The sequence below is a fragment of the Mycobacterium sp. UM_Kg1 genome (genome assembly GCF_000972925.1).
GTDB lineage: Bacteria > Actinomycetota > Actinomycetes > Mycobacteriales > Mycobacteriaceae > Mycobacterium > Mycobacterium hiberniae.
On record NZ_JRMK01000002.1, the window covers coordinates 64,600 to 83,297 of the forward strand.

An 18,698-nucleotide genomic window follows, 5' to 3' on the forward strand; every position below is an offset into this window, starting at 1 on the left:
CACTCAGATCACACCTCGCTGGGTCCACTCGTCGAGCAAGGCGTCGTCGTGGCCGAGCAGCGCCCCCAGGATTTCGCGATTGTGCTGCCCCAGCTTGGGCGCTCCGGACGCCAGTCGCCACGGCGTGGCAGAGAACGTCATGGGAACACCCTCAACCCTGACCGATCCGATATCAGGGTGGGTGACGACGGGGAACAGTCCCATCCGGGCCAAGTCGGGATCGCCGTCGATACGTTCCCCGGGGGTCTTGACGACGCTGGCCGGCACGCCCGCCGCGATGAGCGTGTCGGCAAGAACGGCGGCATCGCGCGTTGCCGTGGCCGCGCCGATCATCGCGTCGATCTCATCGGCCGCGGCGAGGCGCTGCGACAGCGTTGCGAACCGATCCGAGAGCAGCGCCGGTTCATCGAGCACCTCTGCGAGCAGCGCGACTTCTCGGCTGTCACGGCAGGTTATCGCAATCCATCGATCGTCGCCCCGGCACGGGTAGATCCCCTGTGGGGCATGCTCATCGAAATCCGCACGGTTGCCGTGTCGTTCGGTGGTTCTGCCGTTGACCGTCCAGTTCAGGACCTCGGTCGGCAACATTGCCATCCCGGCTGGGACCGTCGCCAGGTCCACGTGCTGACCCTCGCCGGTACGCTCACGATGGTGCAGGGCGGCCAGGATGGCCACCGCCATATAGAACGCCGAAACATGGTCCATATAGGAAAATCCCCAGCCTGCGGGTTCCAGCTCCGGCATACCGCAGGTGTAGGTCAGCCCGCTGACCGCCTGAACGATCGGGCCCCAGGTTTTGAAGTCGCGGTACGGGCCGGTGTGCCCGAAACCGCAGTTCGACACGTAGATGATGTCGGCCTTGATGGCTCGCAGATCCTCGTAGCCGAATCCGCGGCTTTCCATCACGCCGGCTGCGAAGTTCTCGCAGACCACGTCACTGACCGCAACCAACTCCCGCAGCAGTTGCTTACCCTCGTCGGTGCGCAGGTTGATCGTCACGCCGCGCTTTCCGGCATTGTGGTTGTTGAAACCCGCGCCGAGGTCGACCCCGCGCCTCTCATCCACGTACGGGCCAACGCCGCGTAAGGCGTCCCAGAGGCCGTGATTGACCGGGTCTTCGACGCGGATCACCTCAGCGCCGAACGCTGCCAGGATCTTCGTCGCGCCCGCTCCGGCAAGTTGCCCACTGAGATCGCACACCCGGAGATGGGACAGCGCATCGGTCACCGCCGAATTGTATCGCAGATATACAGCTACTGTTCTATTGTTCATTAATGCCCCGGGGGCGAGCCGTGGACAACGACGGTGGCGAAGGTTTTCCGGCGAACGACGAGGAGTATCGACTGATGGGCGGACCAATGTCCGGAGTGCGCGTTCTTGAGGTCGCCCAATGGACGTTCGTTCCCGCTGCCGGTGCGGTGCTTGCGGACTGGGGCGCCGATGTCATCAAGGTCGAGCACCCGGTGACCGGCGACTCGCAGCGCGGGCTTCGCCAGCTCGGTCACGTCAAGGTCGAGGGGCCACGGAATCCCGTGATGGAACACGCCAACCGGGGCAAACGATCCCTCGCTCTGGATATGTCGACGCCGGACGGGTACGAGCTGCTCATGGACATCGCGCGCACCAGCGACGTGTTCTTGACGAACTTTCTTCCCGACGCCCGCAGGAAGCTGCGGATCGACGTCGATCACGTGCGTGCGGTCAACCCCCAGATCGTCTACGCCCGGGGAAGCGCTTACGGACCGCTGGGCGCCGACGCGGAGGTGGGCGGGTATGACATGACCGGCTTCTGGAGCCGCGCGGCGGGCGCCCTCGGGTCAACTCCCTGCGATCTCGATGGCGTGGTGCCGCAGCCCGGCCCGGCGTACGGAGACTCGATCGGCGGCATGGCCCTGGCAGGGGGCATCGCGGGGGCGCTGTTCGAACGCGAAAGAACCGGCGTTGCAAGGGTGGTCGACATCTCATTGCTCGGTGTCGGTGTGTGGGCCTCCGGCGTGGCGGTCAATGCGGCGTTGGTCAGCGGCGAGCCGTGGCAGACCACTCCCGCCGGGGCCAATGTCACGCCGAACAACCCGCTCGTCGGGTTTTACCGGACCGGTGACGGTCGGCATCTGAGCCTGTCCATGCTGCAGGGTTTCCGATACTTCGGCGACTTCTGCCGGCGCGTGGGCGTTCCCGAACTCGCCGACGACGATCGGTTCAGCAGCCACGCGGCGCTCGCCGCCAATGCGCCGGCGGCCATCGAGGTGCTGCGTTCGACCATAGCTTCCCAACCGCTGTCGCATTGGCGGGCTGTGCTCGAGGGCTTCGAGGGACAATGGGCGCCGGTGCAGAACACCGCCGAGGTTGCGGCCGACCCACAGGTGCGCGCCAACGGCAACATCGTCGCGGTCGAGCAGGACGGGGACACCTTCGATCTGGTGGCCAGCCCCGTTCTCTACGACGAGACGCCGTTGACACTGACTCCGATGCCCGAGTTCGCGGCGCACACCGAGGAGATCATTCTCGAACTGGGCGGCGACTGGGACCGGATCATGGCGCTCAAGGAGAGCGGGGCAATCGCCTGATCAGGCCTTCAGTACGGCGGCTGCACAGGATCCGCCGCCGCCGACGGCCTGCACCAATCCGAGGCGCGGTTCTCGGACCTGGCGCGGACCCGCTTCGCCTCGCAGCTGACTGACGATTTCGGCGGCCTGCGCCAACCCGGTGGCTCCGATGGGGTGTCCGCGGGCGATGCACCCGCCGTCGGTGTTGGTGGGCAGCGCACCATCACTGGCGAGCCCGCCCGTGCCGGCCAGCCGTATCAGCTCGCCGGGATCGGCAAGACCCATCGCGACCAGTGCCGTGATCTCCTCGCTGGCACACATGTCGTGCAGCGACACCACGGAGATCTCCGACGGCTCGACTCCCGCGCCCGCGTAGGCGAGCTGTGCAGTACGCCTCAGCTGCGAAGGGGGGCCGACGACAGGTCCGACCAGCGGCCATTGCGGATCCTCGGCTGCGCTCGTCTGCTCGATGGAAAGGACCGAGACCGACCTCGGCTGCCGCTCGGCGGTGACCACCACGGCAGCAGCGCCGTCGACTGATGCGTGACACATCATTTTGGTCAACGGGTCGGCGACCAACCGCGACGACAGCACGTCCTCGACGGTCACCGGATCGGGGGCCTGCCTGGCCGCCAGTGGGTTCAGCCGGGCCTGGTTGTGTGACTTGGCAGCGACGGCCGCGATGACTTCCGGGCCGCAGCCGGCATCGTGGAGCCAGCGCGCCGCCTCGATCGCATAGTGCGTCTGTGGGGGAAAGCGGTCCCAGAAGCCGACCGCCGCCGGAACCACGCCGCCGGGCTCCAGGGCGGTGGTCTTCTCGAAACCGATGGCCAACGCCGTACGGCAGCGCCCCGAAGCCACCGCCCATACCGCATGCCGTAGCGCCACCAAGCCTCCCGCCGAAGCACTTTCGGTTGCCGTCACCGGAATCCCGGTACGACCCAGCGCAAGCGCAACCCGAAGGCCGGTCTGCGGCGGGGCAAGGGCTGACGCGGTGAACACCTCACCGACATCGGCATAGGAGATATTCGCATCGGCCAGCGCTGTTCGCGCCGCGCGCACGCCGAGGTCGACCAACGGGACATCACCGTGCCGGCCGAACTCGGTGACCCCGATGCCGGTCAAGAATGTGCCCGTCATCGGCCACCACCTGTGAACATGGTGACGACGTCGTCGCCGAGGGTGCGTTCGATCAGGCGACCCACCGATCCTGGCGCCGGCCTATCGCCGTCCACCAGCACCTGAAGCCGTCCGTCGGCGGTGTCGACCCAGGCAACGCTGTAGCCGGCGGTGCCGTAGTCGGGGTAGGGCGACTTCGACGGCACGAAGGTCGACGACCACACGGTCGCGCTTGGCTCAGACGTTATCGGCATGTGTCATCCTCATCGGGTAGTCGGCGTTGGAGCTGCCCAGGGCGGGCGGAGGCCGAAGCGGCACCGGTCCTTCACCGGCGAATCGCCAGGGCAGCCCGACCAGTCGTCCGGTTCCCAGTTCAGGGTCGGGATGGGCAATCTCGGGAAAGAACCCGCGAGCCACGAGGTGCGGATCGGCCACCAGCTCATCAGCCCGGCGGACCACCGCGGCCTCCAGTCCCGCGGCGCGCAGTTCGTCCACGGCTTCTTGGGAGCCCTGGCCGGCAATCAGCGCCACAACAGCCGAAGCCCGCACAGCTTCGCCGCGCCCTGCGTGCGATTCGGCGACGACCCAACGACCGTCTGCCGCACGGTGCACCCCGCGCGTCACCTGGTCGTTGTCGGCGCCGTGCGTCGTCGATGCGGCGGCAACGAACTCCGACACCGTAGAGGCAACGACCTCCGCCATCGACAGATCGACGACGGCGCCCCGCGACCGGCATGGGCCGATGGCCCACGCGGCGATGACCAGGGCGCCGATGACCGACGACAAGGGATCTGCGAGCACGGTACCCAGCCGGGCCGGCGTGCCGTCCGGGGCGGTGGTCAGCCCGGCGAGTCCGCCGTAGGACTGAACGTTGTTCGCGTACACCCGATAGCCCGCAAGTGGGCCGTCCGAGCCGAATCCGGAGACCCGGAGGACCAGGCGACCCGATGCGGCCAGTGCTGCGGGATCCACCCCCATGCGGTCAAGCCTCGAATTGCCCACGTTCTCGATCAGCACATCCGACAGAGACAGGATGGCGGCGACATCGGCTGCGGCCGTGGCAGAGTCGAGCTGGACACTGCGCTTTGAGTGGTTCGCCACGGCGAAGTAGGCACCGCGTTCAGGACCGGGCACCCCATCGGCGAAGGGGCCGCTGCGCCGGTAGATGTCGAGCCGGTCGGGGTCTTCGAGCCGAACCACATCAGCGCCCATAGCCCCCAGCAGCGAGCCGACGATCGGGCCCGCAAGGACATGCGTCAACTCCGCGACACGCAGGCCGGTCAGCCCTTGCCGGTCCCGGGCTGCACGTTCGCCCACACTGACGGTCCACGGGGGGCCCAGCACCGTTGCCTCGGATCGGTGCAGCCGAGCCGATTGCAGAGAGCCGCGGTGCACCAGCTGGGGCGACGTCAGCAGCTCCTCCGGGTGGTTCACCGGCGTGGAGGGCACACCGTGCGCCTGCAGCAGTTCAGCGCACACTGCCTTGAACCGGCCGGCGGTCCACTCCGTCACGCGGGCATTGATCAGCGCCGCGTGTTCGATACGGGCCGGCCGCTCGTCGAGGCCGGTGGCCCATTCGGGATCGCCGAGAGCCGCGCGCAGCCCCTTCCACTGATGGTTTTCCACAGCGGTGATGCGCACGTACCCGTCGCGGCAGGGGAAGACCCCTGAGGGAGCCAGATAGCGCCCACTGCCCGCACGACCCGGACACCGGTAGAGAACATGTGCGCACTCGGGGAGAGCGGCCGTGTAGATCACGGCCTCCTGGGCCGAGACGTCAACGCACACTGCTGCTGATTCCCGGTTACGCCTCTCCAGGCCGTGTAGCGCCGCGAGCGCGGCAACAGCGCCCACCGACTTCGATGCAACGTAACCGGGAGCGGTGATCGGTGCGGAATCGCGACTCTCGATGGTCGCCAAGAGGCCGCCGCTGGCCTGCGCGGTGATCTCTCCGCCGCCAACACCCGCGGCAGGACCGTCGGCACCGAATGCATGAACGGTGACCACGACGACGCCGACGACAGGTGCCGGCACCATACCCGCGTCGTCAACGATCACAATGTCGTAATCCCGCAGATCGTATGCGGTGCTGGGCTCCAATTCGCGCTTCTGGCGATCGAGGACCAGGTCGACAGCGGGTTCCGGTCCGAGCTCCGAGGTGATCAGCGGTCCGGCCCGGTGCCGGAGGGTTTTCGGCGTCCGGTCGGCTTCTGCGCCCAGTGCTGCGAGCAGCGCCACCGCAGCCGAACCCGACACCCCGTCGCCGATCTGGAGTACGCGGACGCCGGAGAGGAATCCGCCGGGGGACACGGCATGGTTCACCCTGGCTTCAGCTCCTGCGTTCGTGCGGACGGGTAGAACAATTGAACATTATGCGTTCTGTTGATGTCCACCGAATCGCCTTCCCACATGCACGCGTCGTGTTCTATCGTGATCAGCATGGCGATCACTTCAACCCTGTCCGAGGCGCGCTTCGAGGAGGCGGCCTTCTACCTGGGGGATCCGAATGCGACGTTCCGCGAGCTGCGCGAAGTCGACCCGGTGCACTGGTACGAACAGGGCAAGTTCTGGGTGATCACGAAGTACGATGACATCAAGGCGATCTCGGCTCGCCCGGAGAAGTTCAAGTCAGAGCGCATTGCCATCATGATGGATCTCATCGCGCACCGCGAGGGGCGGGATCCGCAGGGCTACGGCGCCAGGGGAATTCTGTTCATGGACCCCCCGGAGCACCGCGCCCACCGCAAGGCCTTGGGGGTTCGGTTCACTCCCGCCGCGGTAGCCAAGATCGAGGCGCGGATCCGTGAGGTGATCGCCTCGATTTTCGACGATCTGCCGGACGGCGAGTTCGACTGGATCGAGCGAGTTGCCGAGCCCTTCCCGGTTTATGTGTTCGCCCACCTACTCGGGGTTCCGGAGCAGGACTGGGCCAAGGTCGCGGGATGGGCGACGACGATCGCAAAAGTCGGAAGCGGAGTCGCAGACGACGGCGACATGGAGACGATATTCGGTGAGGTGGCACCGTATTTGATGGAGCTGGTCGCCGAACGGGCCGAAAACCCCACCGACGATCTTCTGTCGATGCTGTCGCAGGTGCGGATCGACGGGGAACCGTTCAACGAGATCCAGGTCATGACTTATGCGCTCACGCTCCTGGCGGCGGGCAGTGAGACGACGCAGAGCCTCATCGCCGGTATCGCTGCCTGCTTCGACCTGCACCCGGATCAGGCGGAGCAGGCATTCGCCGACCCGGAAGTCTGCACCAATGCCGTTGAAGAGGTCATGCGCTGGTGGACTCCCGTGATGAGCATGGCGCGCCAGGCCGCCCAGGATGTGGAGATCAGGGGCGCGACGATCCGCCAGGGTGACGGTCTTCTGCTCGCCTACGCCTCCGCCAACCGCGACGTCGACCAGTGGGGGCCCACAGCGGAGCAGTTCAACGTCCACCGTGCCGATGCCGCCGGCCATCTCGGGTTCGGGGTGGGGGAGCACTTCTGTATGGGGGCGGCCCTGGCCCGCCGAGAAGCGCGTGTGGTGCTCGACGAAGTGATCAAGCGGGCCCGCGGCATTCGGGTCACCGGTGAAGCCGTTCTCCGGCCGTCCGCTCTGGTGCACACGTTTGACCGTTTACCGGTGACACTCGACTACCGGTGATCGGCGGTTCCGCGATCCTCTGATGCCTGCGGGCCCGCCGGTTGCTGGTCGGGTTCAGCGGGACGCCAGCCACTGCGCGACGACTGCCCGATGCTGCGATCTGGCTCCCAGCGTCGCCGCCCGGACTGCCGCGCGGCGCAGGTGTACGTGGGCATCGTGTTCCCAGGTGTAGGCGATCCCCCCGAAGACCTGCGTGGCCCCTTCCACGACGCCGCGCAGCGAGTCGACCGCCCAGAACGCCGCCAGTGCGCCGAGAACGTCGGCGTCCGGGTGACCCGACTCGGCGGCATCGGCGGCGCGGTTGACCAGCGCACGCGCGACCTCGATCGCCGCACGACCGTCAACCAGCCGATGCTTGATCGCTTGCCGAGCCCCGATCGGCTGGCCGAAGGTCACCCGGATCTTGGCGTAGTCCACCGCTGCCGCATTGGCTGCCGAGGCGATGCCGATCAGTTCGGCGATAACGGCGATCCGCTCACGATTCGCGGCCTGCGCGTGCCGTTCGACGGCCTGCGCACCGGAGTAGATCTCGCGTAGGGGAGCGTCCTGCAGGCTGATACCGGCCGCCGGCGTGTGATCGAGGGGGCGCTGAAGCTCGCGGACAACACCGGGTCCGCCCGCGTCCACCACCCCCAGTACCGGCTCGCCGTCTTGGCGCGCCAGTACGATCAGCCGATCCGCCGCGCCGCCAAAGGCCACCTGCGGCCACTGCCCGCGCACCGTGCCTGCTGCGAGCCTGGCCCCGCCGTCGGGCAGAACAAGCGGCACCCCCGTCACACACCGCTGCTCGCACCATCCGGCCGCAGCCGCGGCGGCCAGGGGCACCGGCAGCGCGATCGCTCCCGAAGCTTCGGCCAGCACACACAGCGCCCGGAGCCCGCCGCCGCCACCGCCGTAGCGCTGATCGACCAGAACATCCGGCCAGCCCACCTCACGAACGGACTGCCAAAGGGATTCGTCGTATGCCGGCGTCGGATCGCCGAGAAGCGCACGAGTTCGCGGCACCGACCACAGCTGACGCACGATGTCATCGGCGGTGCGCCTCAGCTCATCGAGCTCCACGGCGATATCGGCCATGTCGGTGAAAGAGGTTTCGCGGTCAGGGGTCACGAGGAAGTCCCAACAATCGCTCGGCTATCACGTTGCGCTGAATCTCCGATGTACCGGCGCCAAACGTGGCGGCCCGCATCAGCAGGTAGCTTTTGGCCACGTTGCCGCGCTTGGCGGCCGAAGGCGATCCCGGCTCGAGCGTGCCCGCCGGACCCGTGAGCTCAAGGCCGAAGTTGGCCATTGCCTGATCTACCTCCGACGTCAGGAGCTTGGCCATCGAGGCTTCCGGACCCGGAGCGACGCCGTGGACACCGGCGGCCGTCGCCTGCGCCGCGATCTGCCGCAACGCCTCCACCTGAGCAGTGAAGCGCACCAGCTGGTCGGCGACATAGGAATCCTGTAGGCCGTCGTCGCTCAGGGCATTGGCCTCCTTCGCCAGGCCTACGAGAATGTCCAGCCGTCGCTCGATCCGGTGGGTGCGGCTCTGGCCGACTCTCTCGTAGCCCAAAGTGGACTTCGCCACCCGCCAGCCGCCGTGCAACGGGCCCAGCACGCGGTTCATCGGCACGCGCACGCTGTCGAAGAACACTTCACTGAACTCGGAATCGCCGGAAATCTGCCGGATGGGCCGGATCTGGATACCTTCGGAATCCAGATCGGCGAGCACGTAACTGATGCCTTCGCGCGGCTCGGCGTGCGGGTCGGTCCGCACAAGCAGATAGATGCGGGTCGCGAAATGTGCCTTTGACGTCCAAATCTTCTGGCCGGTGATCACCAGCTCATCACCGTCGATCACCCCGCGAGTCTTGAGCGAGGCCAAATCGCTGCCGGCATCGGGCTCGCTGAAGCCTTGGCACCAGATGTCCTGCGCAGACAGAATTCGGGGGAGAAAATACCGGCGCTGCTCGTCGGTACCCCACTGGATGATGGTGGGGCCGAGTTGATTGATGGCGCTTCGGTTGATCGGCTCGGGTGCGCGCGACGCGGCCATTTCGGCATTGAAGATCAGCTGCTGCACCGGGGTGGCACTACGGCCTCCGTAGGCGCTCGGCCAGGAGATCGCGGCGAGTCCTGCGCTGTTGAGTCGCTGCTGCCACAGTCGCATCCGGTCGAGCCGATCCGCTTCGGTGCGCGGCCTGGCCCGTATCTCGGGGGTGAGGGCCGTCGCCAGGAAGTCCTTGACTTCATCTCGAAAACTGCGGTCGGCGGCGGCCAGGGGAACACCGTAGCCACCGTCGCTCATGTGCGGCCCCGCGCCCCAGCAGCCTCACCGAGCCATCCTGCCATCATCCCGTAAACCGCCTCGATGGCGCTGCGCGCGGCCGCGGCATCGGCCTCAGTCGGTCCGAGCGGTTCGCACTCGACATTCCAGGTGATGGCAGTTCCCCCCGCGCCCAGGGGGCGAACCGTGACGACCGCTTCGAATCGTGATACCGGAAGCGGGTTGTTGACGATCGAGTAGCCCAATTCCATGCCGGCCGGGTCCAAGTGGGTCAGCGTCTCGATCACCGGCTCAGCGCCGGCGCCATGTATCGACCTGCGCATACCGATACCGCTGCCTTCGACGTCAATGCGGCTGTCGACCGGAATCCAGCTGGTGTCGCCGAAATCGGCCAGCACCGCCCAGACCGCGGCCGCCGGTGCGTCGACGTCTCTCGTGATCGCGAATCGAACCATGGAGGAACATTATCAGCTCAATGAACACTTGATCGTCTACTGTCTTAGTGTCCAGCCTTGGCGCTGACGGGAAGGGCGAGCGGCATGACAGAGCAGCCGAAGGGCGGCAACGATCTCGAGGTCGACGAGAACTGGGTTCGCTATGCGGTCGTGGAACCGCACATCGCGATGATCACGATCAACCGCCCGGACCGACGCAACGCGATCCTCTCGCCGGACATGCACGCCCTCTTCAAAGACCGTCTGGACCGGGCCGAAGCCGATGACGAGGTCAAGGTCGTGGTGCTGGCGGCCGAGGGCAAGGACTTCTCCAGCGGAGACGACGTTCGTCGGCTGCCGGTCGAGCAGGCGGGATTGACCAAGGATCGGAAGCTGCCGCAGACCGCACGGTTGGCCAACGCACGGCGGCTGCATCGCCATCTGACGAACTGGCTGGAGTTTCCCAAGACCGTCATCGCCGCATGTCAGGGCGCGACACTGGGGGCCGGGATGAACCTGGCCTTGGCCGCCGACATCCTCGTCGTCTCCGACGACATGTATCTCGCCCGTCCGCAGGCGCGGATCGGCTTCGCGGGCTTCTCTACGGCTATGCCGTTGGCGTTGCTCAAGCTCGGCCCCAATCGCGGTTACGAAGCCATGATCACCGGCCGCAAGGTACACGCCGCCGAACTCAGGGACTGGGGCGTGGCGGCCTCGGTGGTACCCGGCGCGGAGCTTCGCGACGAGGCGATGCGCTACGCGCGCGCCATAGCCCACCACTCGGCCGACGGGTTGATGGTCGGCAAACACGCACTGATCACGTTTTGGAACGCCGTCGGGATGGCACAGTTCGCCGATTGGGTGCCGATGGCGCACAGCGTCTTCTCGAATCTGTCATGGCGAGAAGACGAGTTCAACTTCATGAAAGAGCGCTCCTCGCGAGGCGGCCGCGAGGCGCTGGCAGAGCTGGAACGGCGCTATGCCGAATGGGGCTTCGAATAGGCAGCTGAACAGATAGTGTTCCGGTGTCCTATATTGTGATACTCAGGCGTGAGTAGAGGAGTGACGATGGGCGTTCTCGACGGCCGGCGGGCCCTGGTGACGGGCGCGGGTCGCGGTATCGGCGCCGCAGTTGCGGCGGGCCTGGCAGCCGAAGGGGCCGTCGTCATGGTCTCCGATGCGGGGGTGGCCGTGGACGGCACGGGCCGCGACTCAACGCCGGCTGAAACCGTGGCGGCCGCCATCAACGAGAGCGGCGGGAAGGCCTACCCGGACACCACCGACATCACCGACTTCAAGGCATGCGAAGAACTGGTCAACCGTGCCGCGGCCACCCTGGGTGGGTTCGACATCATGGTGAATGCCGCAGGCATTCTGCGTGACGGGATGGTGTTCAAGATGAGCGAACAGGACTTCGACACCGTCGTCGAAGTCCACCTGAAAGGCACCTTCAACCTGACCCGGCACGCTGCGGCATGGTGGCGCGCGAACCGCGGCGGCCAGTATCGCCTGATCAACTTCACCTCGATGTCCGGGCTGCACGGCGCGCCCAGCCAGCCCAACTACGCCGCGGCGAAGATGGGCATCGTCGGGCTGACCTTTTCCTGCGCAAACGCGCTCAAAGGCTACGGTGTCCGGTCCAACGCCATCGCTCCGATCGCCGGGACCCGAATGACCCAGGGAATCAAAGGCGGCGGCAGCATGGACTACTCACCGTCGAACAAGCGCTTGGCCCCCGAAAACGTGGTACCGCCTGTGGTGTACCTCGCGAGTGATCGATCGGACTGGCTCAACCGCCGGGTGATCTTTGCCGGCAACGGCCGGATCAGCCTGATGTCGAATCCCGTGGTCGAACGTGAGCTGGTGTCAGCCAGCGGAACCTGGGACATCCCCAGCGCCTTCGCCGAGATCGAGACCTCATTTAAAGAAGCTGTGCTGTACCCCAACATCTTCGACAAGCCGCCGGCGAACTGACGCCCAGCGAGTGCCAGATGACCACCGACGACGCTGCGATCGCATCCCAGACACCGGGAACAGTGCCCTCCCGCTATGCGTGCGGCGAGTCTTTCGTCCCCAAGACCCGCTATATCGATCCGGCGTTTCTTGAACTCGAACTCGAACGCCTCTTCACCCAGGTATGGCAACCAGCGTGCCGCGAGGAGGAGATCCCGGACCCGGGAAGTTACTACGAGTACAACATCGGCCGGCAGTCGATCATGGTGGTGCGGCAGAAGGACGGCAGCATCAAGGCGTTCTACAACGCGTGCACCCATCGAGGGATGAAGGTGGTGCGGGGCAGCGGCTGCGCCGCCGACGGCGATCTTCGCTGCGAATTCCACGGCTGGCGATTTGCGCTCGACGGGAGATCGTCGTTTGTTCCATGTCGCGACGAGTTTCTCAGCCGCCCCCGCGAGCAGTGGTCACTGCGACCGGTCGCAGTGGACAGCTGGGGCGGCTGGGTGTTCATCAGCATGGCTGACGATCCACCCGCGCTGCTTGACTGGCTCGATCCACTACCCACGTCCTTGGCACCGTTTCGACTGCATGACATGCGGTTCCGATGGCGCAAGCGAACCCCGTTGCCGGCCAACTACAAAACCGTCATCGACGCATTCATCGAGGGCTATCACACGCCGGGCACCCACCCGCAGACTCTTCGCCCGGCACAGGGGCCACGTCCCTCCGCCGAGCCCGCACAGCCCCCAGAGTTCGTCAATGCTCCGTATACGCCCACGATCGCCTACCGGAACCACTCACGGTTCATCTACACCGCACGACCCGACAGCGGCGACCGCGACCGGGCGCGCAAGCAGCAGACTTCCCGTCCGGAGGTTTTCGCCAACTCCATGCAGTACAACTATCTCGAAGTCGGATCGCTGGTCACCGAGCGCGACTATCGCGCCGCCCAGCGGTTGGCAGCCAGCGAGCCATCCGACATTCCCCCCGTGATCCGCTACCACCAGATCTGCGAGGAGATGGCACTCGCCGAAGGCGTTGACTTCCCCCGGATGTCGATGGAGCAGTACTTCGCGGGAAACGGGGACTGGCATGTCTTCCCCACACTGGTGATTCTCGTGGAGAAGTCCTGCCTGCTGGGGTATCGCGTGCTGCCACACGCGGACGACCCCGACCAGTGCGTCTTCGAGATGTTCTCGTTGGAACATTTCGCCTCGGGCGAGGTTCCCGACACGAGCTGGCAGGAGTTCGACCGCTGGCAGGACCACGACGGCTGGGGTGAACTGCCCACTCAAGACCTCAAGAACATCGCCGCGATTCACGCGGGCATGCACTCGCGCGGGTTCGAGGGCCTCTGGCTGAACACCGCGCAGGAGATGTCCATCCGCAACGAGCATGCCATCGCCGATCGCTTCATCTTCGGCGTCGACAATGCCGATGCCTGATCATTCCGTGGGCACGCGTCCGCTGCCGGACCTCACAGCGATCAACCGCACCTACTGGACTTCCGGTGCCGACGGCGTGTGGACTCTGCAGCGGTGCCCGGACTGCGCCCGGGTGATCCACCCACCGGCGCTGCGCTGCCAGTTCGACTACGCCGAACCGCAGTGGGAGGCAATGTCCGGCCGGGCAACCGTGGAGTCCTGGACCGTGAACCATCACCCGTTCTATCCAGGGATCCCCACGCCGTACGTGATCGCCTTTGTCAACCCCGTCGAAGACCCCCGAGCGCGGGTACTGACCAATCTCATCGAGGTGGAACCGAGCAAGATACGCAGCGGAATGCCGGTCTGCGTCCAGTTCGTACACTGCGCCGACGATGCCGATGACGACGTATACCTGCCGGTTTTCGCTCCGGAGCGCTGATGGGTGGCCGGCTGACCGATGAGGTCATTATCAGTGGCATCGGCCAGTCCGAGATCGGCCGCCGATTAGGCCGCGACCCACTGCAGCTCACCGTGGACGCATGCTTAAGCGCGGTCAGCGATGCCGGTCTCGCGCTGGCCGACATCGACGGATTGACCACCTACCCGGGGGCGTCGATGGCGGCCAAGGGATTCTCCGGCGCCGGGATCCGGGACATTCATGATGCGCTCGGGCTCAAGCCCAACTGGGTGGCAGGCGGCGTGGAGTATCCCGGACAGCTGGGCGCGGTGGTGGACGCGATGCTCGCCGTCGCCGGCGGACTGGCCAACCACGTTTTGTGCTGGCGCAGCATCTGGGAGGGCACCGCGCAGGGCGGCGACCGTCGTCGCGGCTACGGCGTCCCGTCCGGCACCCGAGCAACCGGGCAACTCGGCTGGCAGCTGCCCTACGGTGTGTCGGCAGCCAACCTTGCTGCGCTGCAGATTCGTTCCCGTATGCAGCGCTTCGGACTCACCCGCGAGCAGCTGGCACAGATCGCCGTCGTCCAGCGCAAGCATGCCCAGTTCAATCCCAAGGCCGTCTACAGCCAGCCCATCGATATCGATGACTATCTGAGCTCTCGTATGGTTTCCGACCCGCTGTGCATGTATGACTGCGACGTAGCCTGCGACGGTGCAACCGCATTCGTGATCTCGCGCCGCGAACACGACGCCGGGCTCGACCACCCGGGCGTGGTTGTCGAAGCCCTGGACTGTGCGCATCACGACCGCTTTCTGTGGGAGGGCGGTCGGGATATCACTCGGCTGAACTCGCGGTGGTCAACGATCTGGGATCGTACCGACTTCACACCCGAGAATGTCGACTGTGCCTCGCTCTACGACGGCTTCAGTGTGTTCGTACTGTGCTTCCTCGAAGACTTCGGTTTCTGCCCGGTGGGGGAATCAGGGGAGTGGATCTCCGAGCCGGAACGATTCAGCCTCGGCGGGGAACTCCCGATCAATACCGGCGGGGGTCAGCTCTCGGGAGGCCGGCTGCACGGGTTCGGACACCTGCACGAGGCATGCCTGCAGGTGCGGGGAGAAGCCGGACGACGACAGGTCCACGACGCCGAACTCGTGGCGTGTGGTGTCGGTGGAGCAAACAGTGGAACCACGATGATGTTGTTGCGTCGCAGTTAGTTTCCACATCGCTAATGGCGGTACATTCAATCAATTGCTGTTAGATTGTCTTGTACATTTGGCTGATTGCCAGTCCCGGAGCGGATGGAGTGGCCCGTGATCGATCCGGCGAACTTGGTCTTGATCAGTGTTGACGACCACACGGTAGAGCCACCGGACATGTTCGCCAAGCATGTGCCGGCACGCTATGCGGATGCCGCGCCGCATATCGTCGAGGATGCCGACGGCAGTGTCGCCTGGGTCTATGACGGCATGAGACTGCCCAACATCGGGCTCAATGCGGTGGCCGGCCGCCCCAACGACGAGTGGGGATTCGAACCGTCACGCTTCGAGGACATGCGACAGGGCTGCTACGACGTAGATTCCCGGGTTGAAGACATGAACGCCTGCGGGGTGCTGGCATCGGTGTGCTTTCCCTCGTTCCCCACCATCTCAGGCGCCCTGTTCACCTATCGCGGAGACCGCGAAACTTCCGCCGTCATGGTCAAGGCCTACAACGACTGGCACCTGCAGGACTGGTGTGGAGCCCATCCCGACCGTTTCATTCCGATGGGGATACTTCCCCTGTGGGACCCCCAGCTGGCCGCCGGCGAGGTGCGCAGACTCGCCGCTGCGGGCTGCCGAGCTGTCACCATCCCGCAGCACATCGGCAACTACGGACAACCCCCGTGGCAGGACGCACACTGGGACACCCTGTGGGAAGCGATCTGCGAGAACAACACGGTGGTCAATGTTCACATCGGCACCGGCGGGGGGCTTCCCGTGCCCTCAGACCAGACCAGCTACTTGGCATACAACGCGATGTTGGCGCTCGACACCGGACGATTCACCGCAGACCTGTTGTTCTCCCGCGTGGTGAAGAATTTTCCCTCGCTAAAGTTCGCCCTGTCGGAAGGCGGCATCGGCTGGATTCCCTTCCTGCTGGAGCGCTTCGAGGATGTCTACAGTCGGCAGCGTGCGTGGACCGGCGATGATCTCGGCGACGGTGTCAGCCCAACCGATGTCTTTCGCCGTAACTTTTTGTCCTGCTTCATTCGTGATCGCGTCGGAATCGAGAACCGGCACCGGATCGGCATCGAAACCATCTGCTGGGAAATGGACTACCCGCACTCCGACTCGAGCTGGCCAGACGCGCCAGAGCAGCTGGCAGCAGATCTTGCGGGGTGCACCGACGACGAAGTCGAGGCCATCACCTGGCGCAACGCCGCGCGCGTCTTCGACTATCACAGCGTCGACCGGTTAGGCCGGGACAACTGCACCGTAGCCGCCCTACGCCGCAAGGTCGCTGACGCCAACCTGTCGACGCCGAAGGTCGACGCCGGACGCATACCCAAGCCGGGAGCCACGGCCATTACCTACGGCGAGATGAAGGCCCGGATGTCCACCATCCTGACGGGCGGACGCGCCTCCTCCTCCTGACGGCACGCCAGGCTGAAGGGGTACGTCTCGGCGGATTCGCAGACCGGCCAGGGGAGAGGGTTCCTAGCCGCCGCTGAGCACCTTGCGCATGCGCGCGTAGTCGCGGCGGTACTGGCCGGCGAGTCGCTGCTTCTGGGTGTCGGAGAGGATCGCCCCGGAGACCTGGAAGAACTTCTTCTCCTCCTCACTCAGGTGGTGATGAACCTGCTCGGACAGCTTCCGGGCGCGATGCAGCCAGCCCGCGCGACTCTTGTCGACGACTTGCAGATCTTCGATGATCTCGTCGATCTCATGATGCTCATGCAGCGCGTGGCGCGACGAGTTCAAGCCTGCGTCGGCCATGAGCACGGGCGCATAGAGATACCGCTCTTCTGCCGCGGCGTGAGCGGCCAACTCCACCCGCAGTTCGGTGAACAGCGCGACACGCTCCTCGGTGTGCGGGGCAGATCGCAACAGCTTGCGGCACAGCGAACGCTGCAGCTGGTGGCTCTCCCGCAGGGCCTCGAATATGTTGTCCGCCATGGTGACTCTTTCTCTCCGGGTTGAGGGGATTTTGCGATGTTTCAGGACGGCCGCGCGCCGCGACGCTCGGTCAGCAGAATGACGGGCAGTTCACGATCAGTCTTCTGCGCGTAGCGCGTGAACAGCTTGGAGGTCGACGCGATCTGCTGCCAGGCAACATCACGCTGATGGCCGTGCAGTTGCTCAGCGCGCACTGCCACCGTCCGGCCCGGTAGTTCGATCTGGGCCTGGTCAGGGTGAGCCGCAAGGTTGAGGAACCAGGACGGATTCCTCGCAGCACCTGCCGCTGAAGCAACTATCAACCAGCGCCCGTCACCGTCGGGAAAGTAACTGACTGGCGTGCTGCGCGGCATTCCGGTTCTGCGACCGACGGTGGTCAACACCAAACCGTAGGTGTTACCCAGCAGCTTGCCGCCCCTGCGGATCCGCCACGACAGCAATCCGTTCATAGCGCGCGTAATACGGTTGTTCGCGGGCTGCCTGGCACCGCGTGTCCCTCGGCTGTTCGTGAAGCTCACTGCGCCTCCGACCCTCCCGCCCTCCCGCCGACTGGGACCGCCAATACCCGCTTTTCCTGCGCGCCAAACATCCTCTGTTCTCAACGCGCTACGCCAGCAACGCGGCTGGCCCACATAGCGCGGACAACGGACCTGGGGGACCGGCGCACAGCTCCTGGTTCGGAACTCAGGACTGCGTCCTGGCCATATCGATGTTGTGCGCAGCCGCGAGTCGTATCGGGCCCCGCGCGGCTGCGGGGTCCACCGTATGTCCGCGTTGCTGAATGTCTATGACGCCTTGATCCGCAAGTGCTTTTGCACGCGCCCGAACGGTTTCCATGAGATCGCGCCAGTCTCCGGCACCACCGACGACGCGGGCGATGTCGCTCGGACACGCAGTGCCCGGCGCGCGATGCCGGGCCAGCGTGCAGATCGTTGCGTCTATCCGGGCATTCAGCCCTTCGACACTGGGCCGGTCCCACCACGGCTCGCCACGTTCGCCCAGCGCAACCTTCGCATCGTGGACCCGGAGACGGGCGTTTTCACCGGCGTCGCGCACCGCTCGACGGGCAGCCATCAGTGCATTGACCAATTCCTGGCGCAGGGAGTCGGGAATGGATGGATCGGTGGCACGCCAACGTCTTCCGTTCACGACGATGAAGCGGCCGTCGGCGGTGTTCTGGGGCTCAGCCACGGGTCTGCCTCCATGCCCGATTGCCCCGACCGCTGCGTCTCTCGATACCCCTCCGGTGCGATAGCGCAGCTGGGCGATCCGGTGCGTGTGGTCCGAGGGTCCGCTGGGCGTTGGTCCACTTGGCCGTCGCGGCCGCCCAGGTTGCCCGGGTGACAGCAGGGCCGCCCTGAAGCTGCGTGTCCAACTCGACTGCCGCGTCCTCCAGAAGCTCTGCCACGAACGCAACGGGACGCCCCACCGCGTTGCCCAACTCGGTCGCGATGTCGGTGGCGAAGATCGCTACGGCCGGATCGCTCATGACCGGCAGCGCGCGACGATCATTGCCATCTTGGTGAATCCGGGCTCAGAAGATATCGACAACCCACACCTCCATGTCGGATTGGGGATTGGCTGCGTCGTCGGGATCGGCGATGCGGTGCTGCTGAATGACGGTACCTAGGCTGAGAATGTCGGTGGCGAGTCCCCGATTTTGAGTCCACCCGGTTCTTGAGTCGGGTTGGTTTGATCCGTTCTCAGTTCGTGTTGCAGGCCACCGGGGTGT

At 65.6% G+C, this 18,698-nt stretch carries 18 protein-coding genes and 1 pseudogene; 8 read left to right on the top strand and 11 right to left on the bottom strand.

What is annotated here, in order from left to right; all coding sequences use genetic code 11:
• Nucleotides 1–3: 3 nt before the first annotated feature.
• Nucleotides 4–1,227 (bottom strand): CaiB/BaiF CoA transferase family protein, encoded by a 1,224-nt coding sequence (locus tag LI92_RS00755; RefSeq protein ID WP_046314953.1) that lies wholly within the window; start codon nucleotides 1,225–1,227, stop codon nucleotides 4–6.
• Between the two features lie 119 nt (nucleotides 1,228–1,346).
• On the opposite strand from LI92_RS00755, the gene LI92_RS00760 reads away from it, so the two are divergent.
• Entirely contained in the window at nucleotides 1,347–2,567 is a 1,221-nt protein-coding gene (locus LI92_RS00760) for a CaiB/BaiF CoA transferase family protein (protein ID WP_046314984.1), read from the top strand.
• Here LI92_RS00760 and LI92_RS00765 read toward each other — a convergent pair whose 3' ends face one another.
• Genes LI92_RS00765 through LI92_RS00775 form a run of 3 tightly spaced genes read right to left on the bottom strand, consistent with a single transcriptional unit; the run spans nucleotide 2,568 to nucleotide 5,987 of the window.
• Entirely contained in the window at nucleotides 2,568–3,686 is a 1,119-nt protein-coding gene (locus tag LI92_RS00765; RefSeq protein WP_046314954.1) for a thiolase family protein, read from the bottom strand.
• Nucleotides 3,683–3,919, bottom strand: coding sequence for a hypothetical protein (locus LI92_RS00770; protein ID WP_046314955.1), 237 nt, complete (start codon nucleotides 3,917–3,919; stop codon nucleotides 3,683–3,685). Before LI92_RS00770 ends, LI92_RS00765 begins: the two co-directional genes overlap by 4 nt.
• Entirely contained in the window at nucleotides 3,903–5,987 is a 2,085-nt protein-coding gene (locus LI92_RS00775) for a CoA transferase (protein ID WP_046314956.1), read from the bottom strand. The genes LI92_RS00770 and LI92_RS00775 overlap by 17 nt, the downstream gene beginning before the upstream one ends.
• Nucleotides 5,988–6,104: 117 nt before the next feature.
• Between LI92_RS00775 and LI92_RS00780 the strand changes: the two genes are divergently transcribed.
• Complete coding sequence (locus tag LI92_RS00780) at nucleotides 6,105–7,319, top strand: cytochrome P450 (protein WP_046314985.1); 1,215 nt, start codon at nucleotides 6,105–6,107, stop codon at nucleotides 7,317–7,319.
• Between the two features lie 54 nt (nucleotides 7,320–7,373).
• Here the strand turns inward: LI92_RS00780 and LI92_RS00785 are convergent, their stop codons facing one another.
• The 3 genes from LI92_RS00785 to LI92_RS00795 are packed head-to-tail and all read right to left on the bottom strand — an operon-like array spanning nucleotide 7,374 to nucleotide 10,046.
• Entirely contained in the window at nucleotides 7,374–8,429 is a 1,056-nt protein-coding gene (locus tag LI92_RS00785; RefSeq protein WP_046314957.1) for an acyl-CoA dehydrogenase family protein, read from the bottom strand.
• On the bottom strand, nucleotides 8,419–9,612 hold the full coding sequence (locus LI92_RS00790) for an acyl-CoA dehydrogenase family protein (RefSeq protein WP_046314958.1): 1,194 nt from the start codon (nucleotides 9,610–9,612) through the stop codon (nucleotides 8,419–8,421). Before LI92_RS00790 ends, LI92_RS00785 begins: the two co-directional genes overlap by 11 nt.
• The gene (locus LI92_RS00795; RefSeq protein ID WP_046314959.1) at nucleotides 9,609–10,046 is read right to left on the bottom strand and encodes an SRPBCC family protein; all 438 of its coding nucleotides are present in this window, start codon (nucleotides 10,044–10,046) and stop codon (nucleotides 9,609–9,611) included. The genes LI92_RS00790 and LI92_RS00795 overlap by 4 nt, the downstream gene beginning before the upstream one ends.
• Before the next feature lie 57 nt (nucleotides 10,047–10,103).
• Here LI92_RS00795 and LI92_RS00800 point away from each other — a divergent pair, with 57 nt between their 5' ends.
• The 6 genes from LI92_RS00800 (at nucleotide 10,104) to LI92_RS00825 (ending at nucleotide 16,444) form a co-directional block, all read left to right on the top strand.
• Nucleotides 10,104–11,027 (top strand): enoyl-CoA hydratase/isomerase family protein, encoded by a 924-nt coding sequence (locus LI92_RS00800; protein ID WP_286134765.1) that lies wholly within the window; start codon nucleotides 10,104–10,106, stop codon nucleotides 11,025–11,027.
• Nucleotides 11,028–11,093: 66 nt separating this feature from the next.
• Nucleotides 11,094–11,999, top strand: a complete 906-nt coding sequence (locus LI92_RS00805) for an SDR family NAD(P)-dependent oxidoreductase (protein ID WP_046314961.1) — start codon at nucleotides 11,094–11,096, stop codon at nucleotides 11,997–11,999.
• 17 nt (nucleotides 12,000–12,016) lie between these two features.
• The gene (locus LI92_RS00810) at nucleotides 12,017–13,426 is read left to right on the top strand and encodes an aromatic ring-hydroxylating oxygenase subunit alpha (protein WP_046314962.1); all 1,410 of its coding nucleotides are present in this window, start codon (nucleotides 12,017–12,019) and stop codon (nucleotides 13,424–13,426) included.
• The gene (locus LI92_RS00815) at nucleotides 13,419–13,847 is read left to right on the top strand and encodes a Zn-ribbon domain-containing OB-fold protein (RefSeq protein ID WP_046314986.1); all 429 of its coding nucleotides are present in this window, start codon (nucleotides 13,419–13,421) and stop codon (nucleotides 13,845–13,847) included. The genes LI92_RS00810 and LI92_RS00815 overlap by 8 nt, the downstream gene beginning before the upstream one ends.
• Nucleotides 13,847–15,025, top strand: coding sequence for a thiolase family protein (locus LI92_RS00820; protein WP_046314963.1), 1,179 nt, complete (start codon nucleotides 13,847–13,849; stop codon nucleotides 15,023–15,025). Before LI92_RS00815 ends, LI92_RS00820 begins: the two co-directional genes overlap by 1 nt.
• Before the next feature lie 96 nt (nucleotides 15,026–15,121).
• A complete protein-coding gene (locus LI92_RS00825; RefSeq protein WP_052740668.1) occupies nucleotides 15,122–16,444 on the top strand; it encodes an amidohydrolase family protein in 1,323 nt (440 codons plus the stop codon).
• A gap of 63 nt (nucleotides 16,445–16,507) precedes the next feature.
• Here LI92_RS00825 and LI92_RS00830 read toward each other — a convergent pair whose 3' ends face one another.
• The 4 genes and pseudogenes from LI92_RS00830 to LI92_RS24210 all read right to left on the bottom strand — a co-directional run.
• Nucleotides 16,508–16,966: a hemerythrin domain-containing protein gene (locus LI92_RS00830; RefSeq protein WP_046314964.1), complete on the bottom strand. Its 459-nt coding sequence runs from the start codon at nucleotides 16,964–16,966 to the stop codon at nucleotides 16,508–16,510.
• A 41-nt stretch (nucleotides 16,967–17,007) separates the two neighbouring features.
• Nucleotides 17,008–17,415: a nitroreductase/quinone reductase family protein gene (locus tag LI92_RS00835; protein WP_046314965.1), complete on the bottom strand. Its 408-nt coding sequence runs from the start codon at nucleotides 17,413–17,415 to the stop codon at nucleotides 17,008–17,010.
• A gap of 235 nt (nucleotides 17,416–17,650) precedes the next feature.
• Nucleotides 17,651–18,157 carry a DUF3253 domain-containing protein gene (locus LI92_RS22085; RefSeq protein WP_082109475.1) on the bottom strand — a complete coding sequence of 169 codons (507 nt, stop codon included), beginning with the start codon at nucleotides 18,155–18,157 and terminating at the stop codon, nucleotides 17,651–17,653.
• Between the two features lie 343 nt (nucleotides 18,158–18,500).
• Nucleotides 18,501–18,698: pseudogene (locus tag LI92_RS24210) on the bottom strand (hypothetical protein); the annotation flags it as partial.